This window comes from Bradyrhizobium betae (genome assembly GCF_008932115.1).
Classification (GTDB): domain Bacteria; phylum Pseudomonadota; class Alphaproteobacteria; order Rhizobiales; family Xanthobacteraceae; genus Bradyrhizobium; species Bradyrhizobium betae.
The window spans coordinates 163814-179740 of the sequence record NZ_CP044544.1; the positions used below are offsets into that span (position 1 = coordinate 163814).

A 15927-nucleotide genomic window follows, 5' to 3' on the forward strand; every position below is an offset into this window, starting at 1 on the left:
ATGCAGCCTGCGACTGAGATGGCTGTTGATCCTTTCGATAACTGGTTCGACCCGATCGAGACCGAGGTACGGGCTCGGGCGCGTCAATTCATCGAAGAGCTGATCCGCGGCGAGCTCGATACCGCGCTGGCCCGGCCGCGTTACGAACGAAGCAAGATGGCCGGCAACGAAGCAGGAGCCTGCGTCACGGGCCACCGTCATGGCAGCCGGACGCGCTCGCTGACGGGCACGTTCGGGCCGATCGAGATCGCGGTGCCGCGGGCCCGGCTGACCACTTCGGAAGGCAAGACGACGGAATGGAAGAGCCAGGCGCTGCGGGCCTATCAGCGGCGCACGCTTGCCGCCGATGCGCTGATCGCGAGCACCTATCTCGCCGGCACCAATACCCGGCGGGTGCGTCGCGCGCTGGCGGCGTTGTTCGGCGGGACAGTCGGCAAGGACACGGTGAGCCGGACGTGGCGCAAGGTGAAGAGCGACTGGGATGCCTGGAACACCCGCTCACTGGCCGAGGATCCGATCGTGCGCCTGATCCTCGACGGCACCGTCGTTCGCGTGCGGCTCGACCGCAAGGCGACCTCGATCTCGCTCCTCGTTGTCCTGGGCGTGCGCGCCGACGGCCAGAAGGTGCTGCTCGCGATCAAGAGCATGGGCGGAGAGAGCGCCGAGGCGTGGCGCACTGTCCTCGACGATCTAATTAGGCGCGGGCTACGGCGGCCCGAGTTCCTCATCGTCGATGGCGCGCCGGGGCTCGACAAGGCCATTGCCTCGGTCTGGGACGGAGTGCCGGTCCAGCGCTGCACGGTCCACAAGCACAGGAACCTTTTCGCGCATGCACCCGAGCGCCTGCATGACGAGATCACCGCGGATTACAACGACATGATCTACGCGACGACACCTGAGGAGATAGAGGTCCGCCGCAAGGCCTTCATTCGCAAATGGAGGCTCAAGCACCGCGCTGTCGCCGACAGCCTGGAAGAGGCAGGGGAACGCTTGTTCACCTTCACTCGCTTGCCGCCGAGCCAATGGCGCAGTGTACGCACCACGGATGAGATCGACAAGTCTTTTCTGCGCGATCTGTTACGGATGAGATCGACAAGTCTTTTCTGCGCGATCTGTTAAGCTGGAATGACACGTGTGACGCTTGGCAAGAGCCTGGCTCGAGAATGTCAGCCCGGCTGCGCAGCTCTCCTCATTGGCGCTCATCTCTGGCGGCGCCCGTGCGCCGCTTTCCAGGACCACGCCGCTGCCATCGGCTGACGAACTGTTCGTAGACCTGTTCAGCATGGCGCGCGACATCGATCTCCCGATCCCGCAACTCCTTGATGTTATAAGCGTAGGCTGCGCCACGCTTGTTTCCCTTTCTTGCCGGTTGGCCGGCCTGCAGCTCCATCGCGCGGAGTTTGTTGGCAACCAGCGCTGGACGCGCCCATTGGTAATCTGCATCCCTGGTCAGCAGATGCCAGCAGAGCACCGCGAGCTTGCGTGCGACGGCGACTGCTGCGACCTGATGACCACGCCGGGCTCGGATCCGGAGGAAGAATGACCGCAGCGGGCCTGGTGCCTTGGAGGCGGCCCAGGCTGCCTCCACCAGCATGGCGCGCGCGTGACTGCGGCCGCGCTTGCTGATGCGGCCATGCTGCGCCAGCCCAAGGCCCGATTGGCGCACCCGCGGATTGAGCCCGACATAGCTGACAAGCTTCTGCGGCGAGCAAAAGCGGCCGATGTCGCCGATCGCCGCGACGAGACCTGCGGCTACGATGATGTTGACGCCAGTAATGGTCAGGAGGCGTTTGACGGCCGGATCTTCGATCACTTTCTCGGCGATTTCGCGGTCGAGAAGCTCGAGGTCTTCGGCGAGCCGGTCAAGCTCACGCAGATGCCGATCGATGGCGGCCTTCTCATCGTCCGGCAGTGCTTGGCGTCCGAGCCAGCTCCGACCCAACCGACCAAACAAATCGGCATGAGGGCACGGCGGGATAAGGTGCGCCTGCAGGATGGCATGTATCTCGTTCTTGATTCGGGTTCGATGCCGAACGATCTGATTGCGACGTGCCACCAGGCGACGCAGACGTTCGGTATCCGCATCGGGTATCCAGACCTCAGGCAGGAACCCCGCTGCCCGCAGCGACGCCAGAACGCCCGCGTCAATCTTGTCTGTCTTGACGTGAGCATGCGCGATCGCCTTCACTTGCAGCGGGTTGGCGATGATCACGCGCGCGACATACGGACCGAGCACCCGCACCACCGCCATGGCATTGCCGGTCGCCTCGATGACGACTTCGTCTTCTTTGCTTAGACTGCGGCCGAACCCTTCAAGCCCCGAACGGGTCATATCGATCCGCCCGGCGGGACGAAGCCGGCCTGCTTCCCAGAACACCACCTCCGCAAAAGTGCGGTGGATGTCCATGCCGAGTACACGTTGCATCTTCTGCTCCTCTCATTTGGTTCGACGGGAGCAGTGGGCCACACGACAACTACGGATCCGCGCTCACAGCGCAACCGGGTGGGTCGCAGGGGCGGCCAGCTACTAACACGAGCTCACGGCTCATCGTACAGATCGGCCTGCCCACTGACGTGCTCCCGGTGCCCCTCGTCCCGGATGGTCACACCATACGCCAGGATCAACGCGATCCAAGCCAGATGAGCGGGCACCGGGATCCTCATACCGGTTACGAATGCAATCGAGCGTCTGCACGAAGAATTCAAGCGACGGATCAAGACTCAAACCGTTCTGCCATCCGCCGACACCGCCGCGATGTTGTTCTGGGCGCTGCTCGCTTCAGGACAGATCAACATGCGCAAGGTGGATGGGTGGCAGACGCTTTCCACAAAACCCATTGATCAGCCGATTGACCTTGCCGCCTGAAACGATACCTTCATGTTACCGGAGAACGCGCCACTGAATTCCAACCGCATTCCGGACGGCACCCGATGCGATGGCGGCTCGCCGCGCGTGCCCGCGGCCGTCGGCCGAAGCTGGAGGATTGATCACATGGTAGCAGGTCAGCTCAAGCACCCTGCTGGCTATGTCGTGCCTCCTTCAAACGAGGGCACGATCTCCTCACCCGAGTCGTTGAGACATTCTGCGTCTGGGACACGGATACGCTCCTCATCTATCGCCGGGTCTCCGCTTCAAGCGGTTATTGCTTTTGTTGGCAAGGGCGGGCTGGCAAATCCACGACGCTCACAAACCTTGCCGTCGTCGCCGCGCAGAAAAACTATAAAGTTGGTGTCATCGATTGCGATCCGCAGCTATCGAGCTTCGAATGGCGACGCGTCCGAAACAAATCGGATATTCGAGTTTGCCGCTGCAGTGAGAACGAGATCGAGCAGAGTATCGCGCTGGCACAGCGCTGCGGGATTGAAATCCTGCTCATCGATATGCCGCCCGGCGCACGGCATGCTCTCGTAGCGGCGCGTTACGCCGCCTTGGTAATCGTTCCGACGCGTCCGACGTTGTTCGATCTGCGTGTCACCCGAAGCATCGTCCAACTGCTGAAGTCAACGCAGGCGGCCTATGCGATCATCATCAATGCGGCACCGCCTCGGCGGCGCGATGGAGATGCGCCAGCGGTGCGTGAAACCCGCGAGGTTCTAGCTCCAGTAGCAAGGCGTGTCTGGTCACGGCAGATCACGCACAGACTGTCGGTGGTCTGTCCGTCGTCAGGTAATTTGAGACAGATGGCAGGCTGATTTAGGAGAGTTGGAGTCCAGTTTAATGATGCTTGGGCGACATTGCCAAATGGCTTGGGCAAGTTGATTTTTGTGAGTTTTTTGTTTTAGGGTCGCGGCTGTTCGGACAAGGACTGCTGGGATATGCCCATCGAACATGATCCGACGCTGGTTGCCCTGTCACTGCTCGTGGCAATACAGGCAAGCTACGTCGGTTTGAATCTGGCGCTTCGCGTTTCGCAGGCGTTCGCGCTGAATCGCCGCCTGCTGATCGCCGGTGCTGCGCTGTCCTTTGCGATCGGCATCTGGGCGATGCATTTCGTCGGCATGCTGGCGGCGCGGCTGCCCGTCACCGTCGACTACGTGGTGCTTCCGACGCTGCTGTCGTTCCTCGTTTGCGTGCTGGTGGTCGGAATCGCGGTTTACCTCGCGACATTGCGCTCGCAGCGGCTGCTGTTCATCGCGGCCACGGTGATGGGCGTCGGGATCGCCTCGATGCATTACATCGGGATGCTGGCGCTCCATGCCAGCGCCCACATGATGCACAATCCCGTTTATGTGCTGGCGAGCGTGCTGATCGCCGTTCTGGCGTCGGGCCTCGCGCTGTGGCTGGCATTCGCGTCCGAGACGAGGCCGCCCTTGCTGGTTTGCGCGGCGGTTCTGGGCTGCGCGATTTCGGGAATGCACTACACCGCGATGGCCGGGCTGACGCTGCATCCGATTGTCGGCGCATTGCCGCCGGGCACGCCGGCCATATCCGGCGATCTGCTGGCGGTGATCGTCAGTGTCGTCGCGTTTCTGGTGTCCGGTGTTTTCATGCTGGCGCTGGTTCCGGATCAGCGCGAATCCGCGGCGGACCCGGTGATCGTGCCCGAGGCGAACGAGCCGGATCCCATTCCGGCCCCGATTACGGCGGACAGCGTGACGCCTGTCTCTGGTTCGGTCGCGGAACTCACGGTCGCCGATGCGCCCACGCAGGCGACATCGGATGCTCCCATCTACGAGGCCACCCTGCCGGTGGAGAAGTATCGCGGCAGCCAGACCATCAACACCGCCGACATTTTCTCGGTCCACGCCAACGCACATTATACTTATGTGTTCAACGGCCGGGAGGACATCTTCTGTCCGCTCTCGATCGGCGAGATCATCGCGCGGCTGCCGCCCGATATTTTCTTTCGCGTCCACCGCAGCTACATCGTCAATATTCAGCGCGTCGCGCGTCTGAAGCGCGCGGGCGACAACGGAATTGCCGATCTCGATTCGCCGGTGCGCCGCTCGGTGCCGGTGAGCCGCAGCCGGTTGCCGCAATTGCGCGAGCAGCTCACCGAATATCTGCGAACCAGGGACAATTAAGACAGCGTTGCTGACGCAGTTCGTGCGCAGCTGCCGCTTTTGGTGCCGAAAACCGATCTCTGGTGCTCCTGTTCTTGAATGTTTCTAAACGGCTTGGCCTCCTAGGCAACGCGCTGATGTAAACCGGACCCAACAGAGGTCTGGGGCGTGGGTAACCTGGGGAGGTAACCGTGATTCCTGGTTCATTTGACTACCATCGTCCGAAATCCGTCGCCGATGCCGTCGCGCTTCTGGTGAAGCTCGGCGAAGACGCCCGGCCCCTGGCCGGCGGCCACAGCCTGATCCCGATGATGAAAACCCGGCTGGCCACGCCAGAGCATCTGGTCGATTTGCGCGCCATCGGAGACCTCAAGGGGATCCGGGAAGAGGGCGGCGACATCGTTATCGGAGCGATGACCACCCAGCACACGCTGATCGGTTCCGATCTGCTGGCGGCGAAATTGCCGATCATTCGCGAGACGTCGCTGCTGATCGCCGATCCTCAAATCCGCTACATGGGCACCATCGGCGGCAACGCCGCCAACGGCGATCCGGGCAACGACATGCCCGCGCTGATGCAGTGTCTGGGCGCAAGCTACGAACTCACCGGCCCGAATGGCGTGCGCCGGGTTGCAGCGCGTGAGTTTTATCAGGCGGCGTATTTCACCGCCCTTGAGACCGGCGAAATCCTGACCGCGATTCGCATTCCGGTGCCGCCGGTTGGACATGGCTATGCCTACGAGAAACTGAAACGGAAAATCGGCGACTATGCCACCGCCGCGGCCGCGGTCGTTCTCACCATGAGTGGCGGCAAGTGCACCTCGGCTTCGATCGGGCTGACCAACGTGGCCGATACGCCGCTGTGGGCTGAAGAAGCCGCCAACGCACTGGTCGGCACCGCGCTCGACAAGGCGGCGCTCGACAAGGCCGTCGCGTTGGCCGAGGCGATCACCAGTCCGGCGGCGGATGGCCGCGGTCCTGCCGAATACCGCACCAAGATGGCTGGCGTGATGCTGCGCCGCGCCGCCGAGCGGGCGAAGTCCCGCGCGAAAAACTAGAAATTCAGGGAGAGACCCAACATGGCGAAAGCCCATATCGAGCTGACGATCAACGGGCAGCCGGTGGAGGCGCTGGTCGAGCCGCGCACCCTGCTGATCCATTTCATCCGCGAACAACAAAATCTCACTGGTGCGCACATCGGCTGCGACACCAGCCATTGTGGTGCTTGCACCGTCGATCTCGACGGCATGTCGGTAAAAAGCTGCACGACATTCGCCATTCAGGCCAATGGTTCGTCGATTACGACCGTCGAGGGCATGGCGGCCGCAGACGGCACGCTGAGCGCGTTGCAGGAAGGCTTCCGCATGATGCACGGCCTGCAGTGCGGTTACTGCACGCCGGGCATGATCATGCGCTCGCATCGCTTGCTGCAGGAAAATCCCAATCCGACTGAAGAGGAAATCCGGTTTGGTATCGCAGGGAATCTCTGCCGCTGCACCGGCTACCAGAACATCGTGAAGGCAATTCAATACGCGGCAGCCAAGATCAATGGCGTGCCTTTCCAGGAGGCCGCAGAATGAACGTCCAGGCTCCAATCGAACTCACCAGCGCCGAGCGCGCCGAAAAACTCCAGGGCATGGGGTGCAAGCGCAAGCGCGTCGAAGACATCCGCTTCACGCAAGGCAAGGGCAACTATGTCGACGACGTGAAACTGCCGGGCATGCTGTTCGGGGATTTCGTGCGCTCGTCCCACGCCCATGCCCGCATCAAGAGCATCGACACCTCGAAAGCCAAGGCGCTGCCGGGCGTGCTTGCGGTCCTGACCGCCGCCGACCTCAAGCCGCTCAATCTTCACTACATGCCGACGCTGGCCGGCGATGTGCAAGCCGTGCTCGCCGACGAGAAGGTGCTGTTCCAGAATCAGGAAGTCGCGTTCGTGGTGGCGAAGGACCGTTACATCGCCGCCGACGCGATCGAACTCGTCGAGGTCGAATACGAGCCGCTGCCGGTTCTGGTCGATCCGTTTAAGGCACTAGAGCCTGATGCGCCGCTGCTGCGCGAGGATATCAAGGACAAGATGACCGGCGCGCATGGACCGCGCAAGCATCACAACCACATCTTCTTCTGGGATATCGGCGACAAGGACGGTACCGACGAAGCCTTTGCCAAGGCCGACGTCGTCTCCAAGGATATGTTTACCTATCACCGGGTCCATCCGTCGCCGCTGGAGACCTGCCAGTGCGTCGCCTCGATGGACAAGATCAAGGGCGAATTGACGCTGTGGGGCACCTTCCAGGCGCCGCACGTGATTCGCACAGTGGTGTCGCTGATCTCGGGGTTGCCCGAGCACAAGATCCACGTGATCGCGCCGGATATCGGCGGCGGTTTCGGCAACAAGGTTGGCGCCTATTCCGGCTATGTCTGCGCGGTGGTCGCGTCCATCGTGCTGGGCGTGCCGGTGAAGTGGGTCGAGGACCGGATGGAGAATCTCTCCACCACCTCGTTTGCGCGTGATTACCACATGACGACTGAACTCGCCGCCACCAAGGACGGCAAGATCCTCGCCATGCGCTGCCATGTGCTCGCCGATCACGGCGCATTCGACGCTTGCGCCGATCCGTCGAAATGGCCGGCAGGTTTCATGAACATCTGCACCGGCTCCTATGACATGCCGGTGGCGTATCTCTCGGTAGACGGCGTTTACACCAACAAGGCATCGGGTGGCGTCGCCTATCGTTGCTCATTCCGGGTGACGGAAGCGGTCTATGCCATCGAACGCGCCATCGAGACGCTGGCGCAGCGGCTCGGCATGGATTCGGCGGACCTGCGCATCAAGAACTTCATCCAGCCGGAGCAGTTTCCGTATCATGCTCCGCTCGGATGGGAATACGACAGCGGCAACTATCCGCTCGCCATGAAAAAGGCGATGGATGCTGTCGGCTATCGTGCGCTGCGCGCCGAGCAGAAGCAAAAGCAGGAAGCCTTCAAGCGTGGCGAAACCCGCGAGTTGATGGGCATCGGCATCTCCTTCTTCACTGAGATCGTCGGCGCCGGTCCATCCAAGAATTGCGACATTCTCGGCGTCGCCATGTTCGACTCCGCCGAAATCCGCATCCATCCGACCGGCTCGATCATCGCCCGCATGGGCACCAAGAGCCAGGGGCAGGGCCACGAGACGACCTACGCCCAGATCATTGCCACCGAACTCGGCATTCCCGCCGACGATATCATGATCGAGGAAGGCAACACTGACACTGCGCCTTACGGTCTTGGTACATATGGCTCGCGTTCAACGCCGACCGCCGGCGCGGCCACGGCCGTGGCCGCGCGCAAGATCAAGGCCAAGGCGCAGATGATCGCGGCTCACCTTCTCGAAGTGCATGAAGGCGATCTTGAATGGGACGTTGATCGCTTCCGGGTGAAGGGTCTGCCTGAAAAATTCAAGACCATGAAGGAAATCGCCTGGGCGTCGTACAACAGTCCGCCGCCCAATCTGGAACCGGGTCTTGAGGCGGTGAATTATTACGATCCGCCGAACATGACCTATCCGTTCGGCGCGTATTTCTGCGTCATGGACATCGATGTCGATACCGGCGTCGCCAAGACCCGGCGCTTCTATGCACTCGACGATTGCGGCACGCGCATCAATCCCATGATTATCGAAGGACAGGTCCACGGTGGTCTCACTGAGGCCTTCGCCGTCGCGATGGGTCAGGAGATCCGTTACGACGAACAGGGCAACGTGATGGGCGCGTCATTCATGGATTTCTTCCTGCCGACTGCGGTGGAGACGCCGAAGTGGGAAACGGACTACACCGTCACGCCGTCGCCGCATCACCCGATCGGCGCCAAGGGCGTGGGCGAAAGCCCCCATGTCGGCGGCGTGCCATGTTTCTCTAACGCAGTGAACGATGCCTTTGCGTTTCTGAATGCAGGCCACATCCAGATGCCGCACGATGCCTGGCGGCTCTGGAAGGTCGGCGAAAGACTGGGCCTGCATGTTTAAGACAGGTCCGGGCGAAGCAAACTCTGCTCCGCCCGGCATGTCCGGAACGTGTGGTGAGATTTCGGGTGCCGGCTGCTCGTCGGCTCTCTGATCGCACCGGACTTGAAGCAGGGACTGCACCGGCAATGGGCCGGGCGAGTTGGAAATGCTTATGCGTCATCATATTCCACGCGATCGAATCGCAGATCGGCTGGCCGCCGCAGGCTATATTCCGGATCGTGATCTTGCGACGGCCGTCTGGCTGATGGAGCACCTGTCGCGCCCGCTATTGCTGGAAGGCGAGGCGGGCGTCGGGAAGACCGAGGTTGCGCTGGCTTTGGCTCGGGCGAATGACGCGCGCCTCATTCGCCTGCAATGCTATGAAGGACTTGATCAGAACGCGGCGCTCTACGAGTGGAACTATCAGCGCCAGTTGCTGGCGATCAAGGCGCGCGAAACCCATGCTGACGCTGCCGATGTCGTCGAAGATCATATCTTCTCGGAAAAATTCCTGCTTGAACGTCCGCTGCTGTCGTCCATCCGTCAGCCGAAATCGCCTGTGCTGCTGATCGATGAGGTCGATCGCGCTGACGAGGAATTCGAGGCGTTCCTGCTGGAATTGCTGTCGGATTTCCAGGTGTCCATCCCCGAGCTTGGAACCATCCGCGCCACCACGATCCCGCATGTCGTGCTGACGTCCAACGGAACGCGCGAACTCTCCGACGCGCTGCGCCGCCGCTGTCTCTATCATTACGTCGATTTTCCCGACGTCGAACGCGAGGCGCGTATCATCACCGCGCGCATGCCCGACATCGACGTGGATCTGGCGTTGCAGATCGCGCGCATGGTCGAGGCCATCCGCAAGGAGGATTTGCGAAAGAGCCCCGGCGTTGCCGAAACACTCGACTGGGCAGCCGCTCTGGCCGGGCTTGGCATCGACGATCTGCGCGCGGAACCGGAAGTCGTGTTCGAAACCATGATGTGCCTGATCAAGACGGCAGAGGACAAGTCGCGCATGACGCGTGAGGTGTCCGACCGGCTGCTGGGCAAGGTGGCCTGATATGGCAGGAAGTGCGGCCATTCGCGAGACGATTGCTGCTCCGGCGGGCGCAGGCGCGCGCCGCAAGCTCGGCGATTTCGTCCGCGTGCTGCGCGACAACGCTTTTATTGTCGGGCTCGCCGAGACAAGTGACGCGCTCACGGTGCTTGCCGGTCCGGATTCGTCATCGCCATCGCGGTTGCGTCCAGCGCTGCGCGCGCTGTTGTGCAGCAACAAGGCGGACTGGGAGAAATTCGACGAGATATTTGATGCGTTCTGGCTGGGGCGCGGCATGAAATCCGCCACGCGCATGTCCGGCGTGCTGCAGAAGACCCCGCCGGGTTTCGACAGCACGAAGAGCGGCGATCGGCCGGGCAATCCGGACGGCGCACCGGATAGCGTGCAAAGGCGTCCCGGTGGTGATGACGAGACCAACGAGAACAGCCCCGGTCTACGCGAAGGAGCCTCGCGGTCTGATTCGCTTGCCAAAGCCGATTTCCGTCATCTCGCCAATCCATCCGATCTTGCGGAGGCTCATGCCGTTGCGGCCAGGTTGGCAAAGGCGATGCGCGTGCGGCTGACCCGGCGCGAGCAGGCACGCCGCGCGGGCCGGCGCATCGACCTGCGGCGCACGATCCACAAGAGCATCGCGCATGGCGGCACGCCGATGGAACTGGTCTGGCGCCAGCGCAAGAACAAGCCGCTGCGCCTCGTCGTGCTCCTCGACGCCTCGGGTTCCATGAGCATGTATTCGGCGGTGTTCCTGCGCTTCATGCACGGCATTCTTGACACGTTCCGCGAAGCGGAAGCCTTCGTATTTCATACGCGGCTGATTCACATCTCACCGGCGCTGCGCGAGCGCGATGCGACGCGGGCGGTGGAGCGCATGTCGATCCTGGCCCAGGGCGTCGGCGGCGGGACACGGATCGGCGAGTCGCTTGGCACATTCAACCGCTGGCACGCGAAGCGTGCGATTCATGCGCGCACCTGCGTCATGATCGTGTCCGACGGTTATGACACCGGACCGGCCGAGCAACTGGGCCGTGAGATGGCGGCGCTGCGCCGACGCTGCCGCCGCATCGCCTGGCTCAATCCGATGATCGGCTGGCGCGATTATGCGCCGGAGGCGGCCGGCATGAAGGCGGCGCTGCCCCATGTCGATCTGTTCGCTCCGGCGCACAATCTCGAAAGTCTGCAGGCGCTCGAACCTTATCTGGCAAGGATATGAGATCATGACGCTCGCACCCGATGTCCTCGACATCGTCAACGACATGAAAGCCCGCGGCGAGCCGTTCGCGCTGGCCACTGTGGTGCGCACGGTATCGCTGACCGCAGCGAAGGCGGGCGCGAAGGCCGTCATCCTCAGAGACGGCACCATGACCGCCGGATGGATCGGTGGGGGTTGCGCACGTGCCAATGTGCTGAAGGCGGCGCGGCAGTCGCTCTCGGACGGCCAGCCGCGCCTCATCAGCGTGCAGCCGAAGGATGTGCTGGAAGAACACGGACTGAAAGCCGGTGAATCACACGACGGCGTCCTCTACGCCAACAACATGTGTCCGAGCCACGGCACCATGGATATTTTTGTCGAACCGATCCTGCCGCGTCCGCAGCTTTATGTCTGCGGCGCATCGCCTGTGGCGGTGGCGATCGCGGCCATCGCCCAGCGCATGGGATTCTTCGTATCAGTGTGCGCCCCAGCCGCGGATCATGCGCTGTTCGGCGATACCGATCGGCTTGTGGATGGTTATGAGATCCCTGCGGACAGCGGCGGCAACCGATATGTCGTTGTGTCGACTCAGGGGCGTGGTGATACGGCAGCGTTGAAATCGGCTTTGGCCGCTCAGTCAACCTATGTCGCCTTCGTCGGATCGCGCAAGAAGGCGGCCGTGCTGAAGGACGAACTGGCTGCCGCGGGCGTGCCGCCCTTGCAACTGGAGACTCTGCGGGCCCCGGCCGGACTCGATCTCGGCGCGATCACGCCGGATGAAATTGCATTGTCGATCGTTGCGGAGATGGTCGAGGTGCGCCGCCGTGGACAACGGCGGGCGGAACAACAGGAAGAAGGACATGTCTGATGGATATGAACGGTTCGCAACGCATCGAAGCTTCACGCGAGTTAGTCTATGCCGCGCTCAACGACGTCGATGTGCTCAAGCAGTGCATCCCCGGATGCGAGTCCATCGAGAAGACATCCGACAATGAAATGAACGCCAAGGTCACGCTGCGCGTCGGTCCCGTGAAGGCTTCGTTCACCGGCAAGGTGACCTTGTCCGACTTCGATCCGCCGAACGGTTACACTATCACCGGTGAAGGCTCCGGAGGCATGGCCGGCTTTGCCAAAGGCAGCGCCGCGGTCAAGCTGGAGGCCGATGGTGACGCAACCATCCTTCATTACACCGTGAAGGCCGAGATCGGCGGCAAGCTCGCGCAACTCGGCGGGCGATTGATCGATGCGACGGCCACGAAGCTTGCAGGGGAGTTCTTCGAGAAGTTCAGCGGCATCGTCGGCGGTCCGGTCGAAACCGCGGATGAGGCTTCCGCGGAAAAGAAGAAAGTCGGCTGGCTGAAGAAGATGGTGGGTGCGACAGGCGCCGTGATGCTGGGCGTGATCATTGCAACGCATTGGTGTTGTATCAACGGTCATGCCCATGCCCAGAACGAGCCGCTGATGATGTTCATCTGTTCATCCACATCGGGAGTATGAGCGAGGGTAGGGGAGGGGCTTGTTTAAGTAGACATTCCACCGAACCCGAAACAAAACCCAGCATCAACGTTCTCGCCTGCTGTCGCCTGAAGGGCGCGACGATTCGCATGAGTCTTCCAGTCAACCCCGGCCCTTGCGTTTGAGATGTGGACTTTAAGCGACGTAAAACAACCCGCAAAGAGGTTGCCGGAATAGGACACTTACCGAGGAGTCGCCAGCGTGATGACTGATTCACAAAGCCATGACTGCAACCGAGCGAATCCAACGGCGAACGGTATCGCTGCGCCGATTGGTCTAGATAAGTCTGAGCGGCAGGCGACGGCCGTGAGAGGCGCGTTTGCTGTCGGCGCAATGACCACTCAGCATCAGTTTATCGCTTTGACGCTGCTCGCCGAAGCACTTTCGCATGCAGTCTCGCGAGGCCGAAAAGCGCGTGCAAGCGGCCAATTGAATTCTCCTTAAGGGTCCATCGGAGTTGTGCCGCGGGAGCGCTTGTGCCCGTGCAGTCCCGCGCCTGAGAGATGTCGGCGCATGATTCGTCATGGATATGCAACGGCTCCTCCTGGCGGTTTTCGCCTCAAGCGAATCTCCGCTTCTGAAACGGCTTCCAAGGGGGCGGAAAAATGCTCGTGATCACGCAGCAGATAAAGGCAGCAAGGTCGCTGCTGGGATGGGAGCAATTCGAACTTGCCCTGCAAAGCCGGATTCGCAAAATCCCGGCGTTCGGGCTGAAAACAGACGTTGCGTAAAGCGGCGAGCCTTACTCGGCAATCATTCACAAAGCATATCTGCGATGAGAGGCTGACTGAAAAAGGGTTGAGTGATTTCAGTGGCTTATGATTCCTTCGGATTTGCGAAGATTCGAGGGAGAGCACGATGGCCTGGACTGAAATCACCCGGCGACAATATCGCCGTGAGGGACTGCATTATGCAAGCGATCTGACGGATGCGGAGTGGGGATTGCTGAAGCCTTTGATACCTTCCCCATCCCGCATTGGGAGGCCGCGTGAGACGGACTTGCGAGCCGTGGTGAATGCGATCCTGTACATGGTCTCGACAGGGTGCCAATGGCGTCAGTTGCCCAAGGACTTCCCACCGTACTCGACCGTTCAGGGCTATTTCTATGGATGGTCGCGCGAGGGCAGGTTCAGCTCGATCAACTACACGCTAGTGATGGCGGCACGCGAGCATGCTGGACGTGAGGCGAGCCCGACGGCGGGCGTCATCGACAGCCAATCGGTGAAAACCACGGAAAGCGGCGGCCCGCGCGGCTACGACGCCGGCAAAAAGATCAAGGGGCGCAAACGCCACATTGTAACCGACACGCAAGGCAATCTGGTTGGTCTCCTCGTGCATCCAGCCGATGTCCAGGACCGTGATGGTGGCCCCCGCGTACTGGCTTCGATCCGCCGGCTCTATCCGTGGCTGCGGCACGTCTTCGCCGATGGTGGTTATGCGGGGGACAAGATGCGGAATGCTCTCGCAAAGATCGGAAAATTGACGCTCGCGATCATCAAGCGATCCGACCATGCTGAGGGCTTCGAGGTTCTACCGCGCAGGTGGGTCGTCGAGCGTACATTCGCGTGGCTTGGTCGATGCCGCAGGCTCGCCAAGGATTTTGAGGCGACCATCGCAAGCGCAACCGCGTGGGTGCTCGTCGCCCACATCCGAACCATCACACGGCGGCTGGCAAGACCTTGATCTCGTTCACGTCGTTTCGAGTCCGACTCTAAGGTCGTCAACGGTGTAACATTCCGCGACGGAATCGAAGTCGCGTCCGAAAAGAAATCCGCCGCTTGATTCACCCCGTCACCGAAAATCCCGCATAGCTCTCAAACATGAGACGAAACCACAGCGAAAACTACGCAGGCAGGGCCTCTACGCCCCATCGATTGGCTCACCTCGCCGCGCGCATCAGGAAAATCGCCCTTCAAGACCCATTTTTCAGCAGCCAGAACGCACAGCGCGAGGGGCGCAAGGCGTTCGTCCGCAAGTGGAGGTTCCGGCACAGGGCCGTCGCCGATAGCCTTGAGGCCGGCGACCGCCTCTTCAGCTTCACCCGTCTGCCGCTGAGCCAGTGGAAAAGCGCCCGGACAACGCGATCGAGCGTCTGCACGAAGAGTTCAAAAGGCGGATCAAGACGCAGAACCGTGCTGCCTTCGGCCGAAATCGCCGCCATGCTGTTCTGGCCCCTGATGGCGTCCGGCCAAATCTCAATGCGGAAGATCGACGGGTGGCGGACGCTTGCTACCAAGCAACTCGCTAAGAAGATTTACCTCGCCGCATGAAACGATAATCTCATTCCGCCGGGGGCCGCTCCGCCAAATTCCAACACGATCCGCGGAGGCACCACAGCCTCCGGTGTGCAGCCGGTCATTTCAGAATACGAAGATTCTGATGAGATGGCCCCATGGCTGCCGCACTGTCTCGTCACCGGCCTTACCAGCTTTTACGCCACGCTCGGCGCAGGTTAGGATGCGACGGTTGAGGCAGATCTTGCGAGCGTGCTCCATGCATCGAGGACCGTTCGCACGATTGCGGTTGCATCCGGCACGAGCTCGAAATCGGTTTGTCCGCGAGCCCATTCGTTGATCAGCCCGTTCAACATCGCGCTGAACGCTATGGCAGCAGATTTCGGCGTCCAGGGAGCGGGCAGAGCTTCATTTCTCTCCGCGGCTTCGAATATCTTGATGAGCGAACCCCGAAACTGATGCTGAAAAGTCTTTCCGCTATCGGGATCATCCTCTGAAGAGGCCCAATCGACCTGCAAAAGCACCTTGAGAATCCGCCTTTGTCGCGGGTCCGCCTGCAAGTAAGAAAATGTACTCGATATCACATCGCCAAGCGCTGTCAGCGGCGCGAGGGTGGTGTCCGCCGCTAACCGCTCCGCTAGATCCTGCATGGGGAGGCGCATCTCGTCGCGGATCGCAAACAACAATCCCTGCTTGTTTCGGAAGTGCCAGTGGACGGCGCCGCGCGTGACGGCCGCCGCGCCGGCGATCTCGTCGAGCGACACGTTCTCGTAGCCTTTTTCCAGAAAAAGCTCCTCCGCCACTTTCAGGATCGTCTGCCGGGTTTCGGCCGCTTGCTCCTTGGTTCGACGCATCTATTCGGTCTCCTTATCATTTTAATTTACAAACATACGGTTCGTATGTATATAGGTCTGCCTAGAATCTCGTAATTCATGCTGGATCA

At 61.3% G+C, this 15927-nt stretch carries 13 protein-coding genes and 3 pseudogenes; 14 read left to right on the forward strand and 2 right to left on the reverse strand.

The window, feature by feature from the left end; genetic code table 11:
• Positions 1–1059: pseudogene (locus F8237_RS35270) on the forward strand (IS256 family transposase); the annotation flags it as partial.
• 130 nt (positions 1060–1189) lie between these two features.
• Here the strand turns inward: F8237_RS35270 and F8237_RS35275 are convergent.
• On the reverse strand, positions 1190–2407 hold the full coding sequence (locus F8237_RS35275; protein ID WP_371682890.1) for an IS110 family RNA-guided transposase: 1218 nt from the start codon (positions 2405–2407) through the stop codon (positions 1190–1192).
• Between the two features lie 264 nt (positions 2408–2671).
• Here F8237_RS35275 and F8237_RS35280 point away from each other — a divergent pair.
• The 13 genes and pseudogenes from F8237_RS35280 to F8237_RS35335 form a co-directional block, all read left to right on the forward strand.
• Positions 2672–2866, forward strand: a pseudogene (locus F8237_RS35280) (IS256 family transposase); the annotation flags it as partial.
• Between the two features lie 245 nt (positions 2867–3111).
• Positions 3112–3693 carry a ParA family protein gene (locus F8237_RS37520; protein WP_080890817.1) on the forward strand — a complete coding sequence of 194 codons (582 nt, stop codon included), beginning with the start codon at positions 3112–3114 and terminating at the stop codon, positions 3691–3693.
• A 123-nt stretch (positions 3694–3816) separates the two neighbouring features.
• The gene (locus tag F8237_RS35290) at positions 3817–5025 is read left to right on the forward strand and encodes an MHYT domain-containing protein (protein ID WP_019200219.1); all 1209 of its coding nucleotides are present in this window, start codon (positions 3817–3819) and stop codon (positions 5023–5025) included.
• Between the two features lie 170 nt (positions 5026–5195).
• Positions 5196–6062, forward strand: a complete 867-nt coding sequence (locus F8237_RS35295) for an FAD binding domain-containing protein (protein ID WP_019200218.1) — start codon at positions 5196–5198, stop codon at positions 6060–6062.
• Between the two features lie 21 nt (positions 6063–6083).
• On the forward strand, positions 6084–6584 hold the full coding sequence (locus tag F8237_RS35300) for a (2Fe-2S)-binding protein (protein ID WP_019200217.1): 501 nt from the start codon (positions 6084–6086) through the stop codon (positions 6582–6584).
• On the forward strand, positions 6581–9010 hold the full coding sequence (locus F8237_RS35305) for an aerobic carbon-monoxide dehydrogenase large subunit (RefSeq protein WP_024585215.1): 2430 nt from the start codon (positions 6581–6583) through the stop codon (positions 9008–9010). Before F8237_RS35300 ends, F8237_RS35305 begins: the two co-directional genes overlap by 4 nt.
• A gap of 151 nt (positions 9011–9161) precedes the next feature.
• Positions 9162–10049, forward strand: a complete 888-nt coding sequence (locus F8237_RS35310; protein WP_019200215.1) for an AAA family ATPase — start codon at positions 9162–9164, stop codon at positions 10047–10049.
• Position 10050: 1 nt separating this feature from the next.
• Positions 10051–11256, forward strand: coding sequence for a vWA domain-containing protein (locus F8237_RS35315; RefSeq protein ID WP_019200214.1), 1206 nt, complete (start codon positions 10051–10053; stop codon positions 11254–11256).
• A gap of 4 nt (positions 11257–11260) precedes the next feature.
• Entirely contained in the window at positions 11261–12103 is an 843-nt protein-coding gene (locus tag F8237_RS35320) for an XdhC family protein (RefSeq protein ID WP_019200213.1), read from the forward strand.
• Positions 12103–12732 (forward strand): SRPBCC family protein, encoded by a 630-nt coding sequence (locus tag F8237_RS35325; protein WP_019200212.1) that lies wholly within the window; start codon positions 12103–12105, stop codon positions 12730–12732. Before F8237_RS35320 ends, F8237_RS35325 begins: the two co-directional genes overlap by 1 nt.
• A gap of 623 nt (positions 12733–13355) precedes the next feature.
• Entirely contained in the window at positions 13356–13481 is a 126-nt protein-coding gene (locus F8237_RS37315; protein WP_019200211.1) for a hypothetical protein, read from the forward strand.
• Between the two features lie 127 nt (positions 13482–13608).
• Positions 13609–14433 carry an IS5 family transposase gene (locus F8237_RS35330; RefSeq protein WP_024585216.1) on the forward strand — a complete coding sequence of 275 codons (825 nt, stop codon included), beginning with the start codon at positions 13609–13611 and terminating at the stop codon, positions 14431–14433.
• A gap of 272 nt (positions 14434–14705) precedes the next feature.
• Positions 14706–15020 (forward strand): annotated as a pseudogene (locus F8237_RS35335) (transposase); the annotation flags it as partial.
• Between the two features lie 182 nt (positions 15021–15202).
• Here F8237_RS35335 and F8237_RS35340 read toward each other — a convergent pair.
• On the reverse strand, positions 15203–15838 hold the full coding sequence (locus tag F8237_RS35340) for a TetR family transcriptional regulator (RefSeq protein WP_043854939.1): 636 nt from the start codon (positions 15836–15838) through the stop codon (positions 15203–15205).
• Between the last annotated feature and the right edge of the window lie 89 nt (positions 15839–15927).

Bases quoted from the DNA above. Each gene is read 5' to 3' on its own strand.
- F8237_RS35300 (WP_019200217.1), top strand. From the start codon at position 6,084: ATGGCGAAAGCCCATATCGAGCTGACGATCAACGGGCAGCCGGTGGAG.
- F8237_RS35315 (WP_019200214.1), top strand. From the start codon at position 10,051: ATGGCAGGAAGTGCGGCCATTCGCGAGACGATTGCTGCTCCGGCGGGC.
- F8237_RS35310 (WP_019200215.1), top strand. From the start codon at position 9,162: ATGCGTCATCATATTCCACGCGATCGAATCGCAGATCGGCTGGCCGCC.
- F8237_RS35290 (WP_019200219.1), top strand. From the start codon at position 3,817: ATGCCCATCGAACATGATCCGACGCTGGTTGCCCTGTCACTGCTCGTG.
- F8237_RS35325 (WP_019200212.1), top strand. From the start codon at position 12,103: ATGGATATGAACGGTTCGCAACGCATCGAAGCTTCACGCGAGTTAGTC.
- F8237_RS35330 (WP_024585216.1), top strand. From the start codon at position 13,609: ATGGCCTGGACTGAAATCACCCGGCGACAATATCGCCGTGAGGGACTG.
- F8237_RS35340 (WP_043854939.1), bottom strand. From the start codon at position 15,838: ATGCGTCGAACCAAGGAGCAAGCGGCCGAAACCCGGCAGACGATCCTG.
- F8237_RS35320 (WP_019200213.1), top strand. From the start codon at position 11,261: ATGACGCTCGCACCCGATGTCCTCGACATCGTCAACGACATGAAAGCC.
- F8237_RS35275 (WP_371682890.1), bottom strand. From the start codon at position 2,407: ATGGACATCCACCGCACTTTTGCGGAGGTGGTGTTCTGGGAAGCAGGC.
- F8237_RS35305 (WP_024585215.1), top strand. From the start codon at position 6,581: ATGAACGTCCAGGCTCCAATCGAACTCACCAGCGCCGAGCGCGCCGAA.
- F8237_RS37315 (WP_019200211.1), top strand. From the start codon at position 13,356: ATGCTCGTGATCACGCAGCAGATAAAGGCAGCAAGGTCGCTGCTGGGA.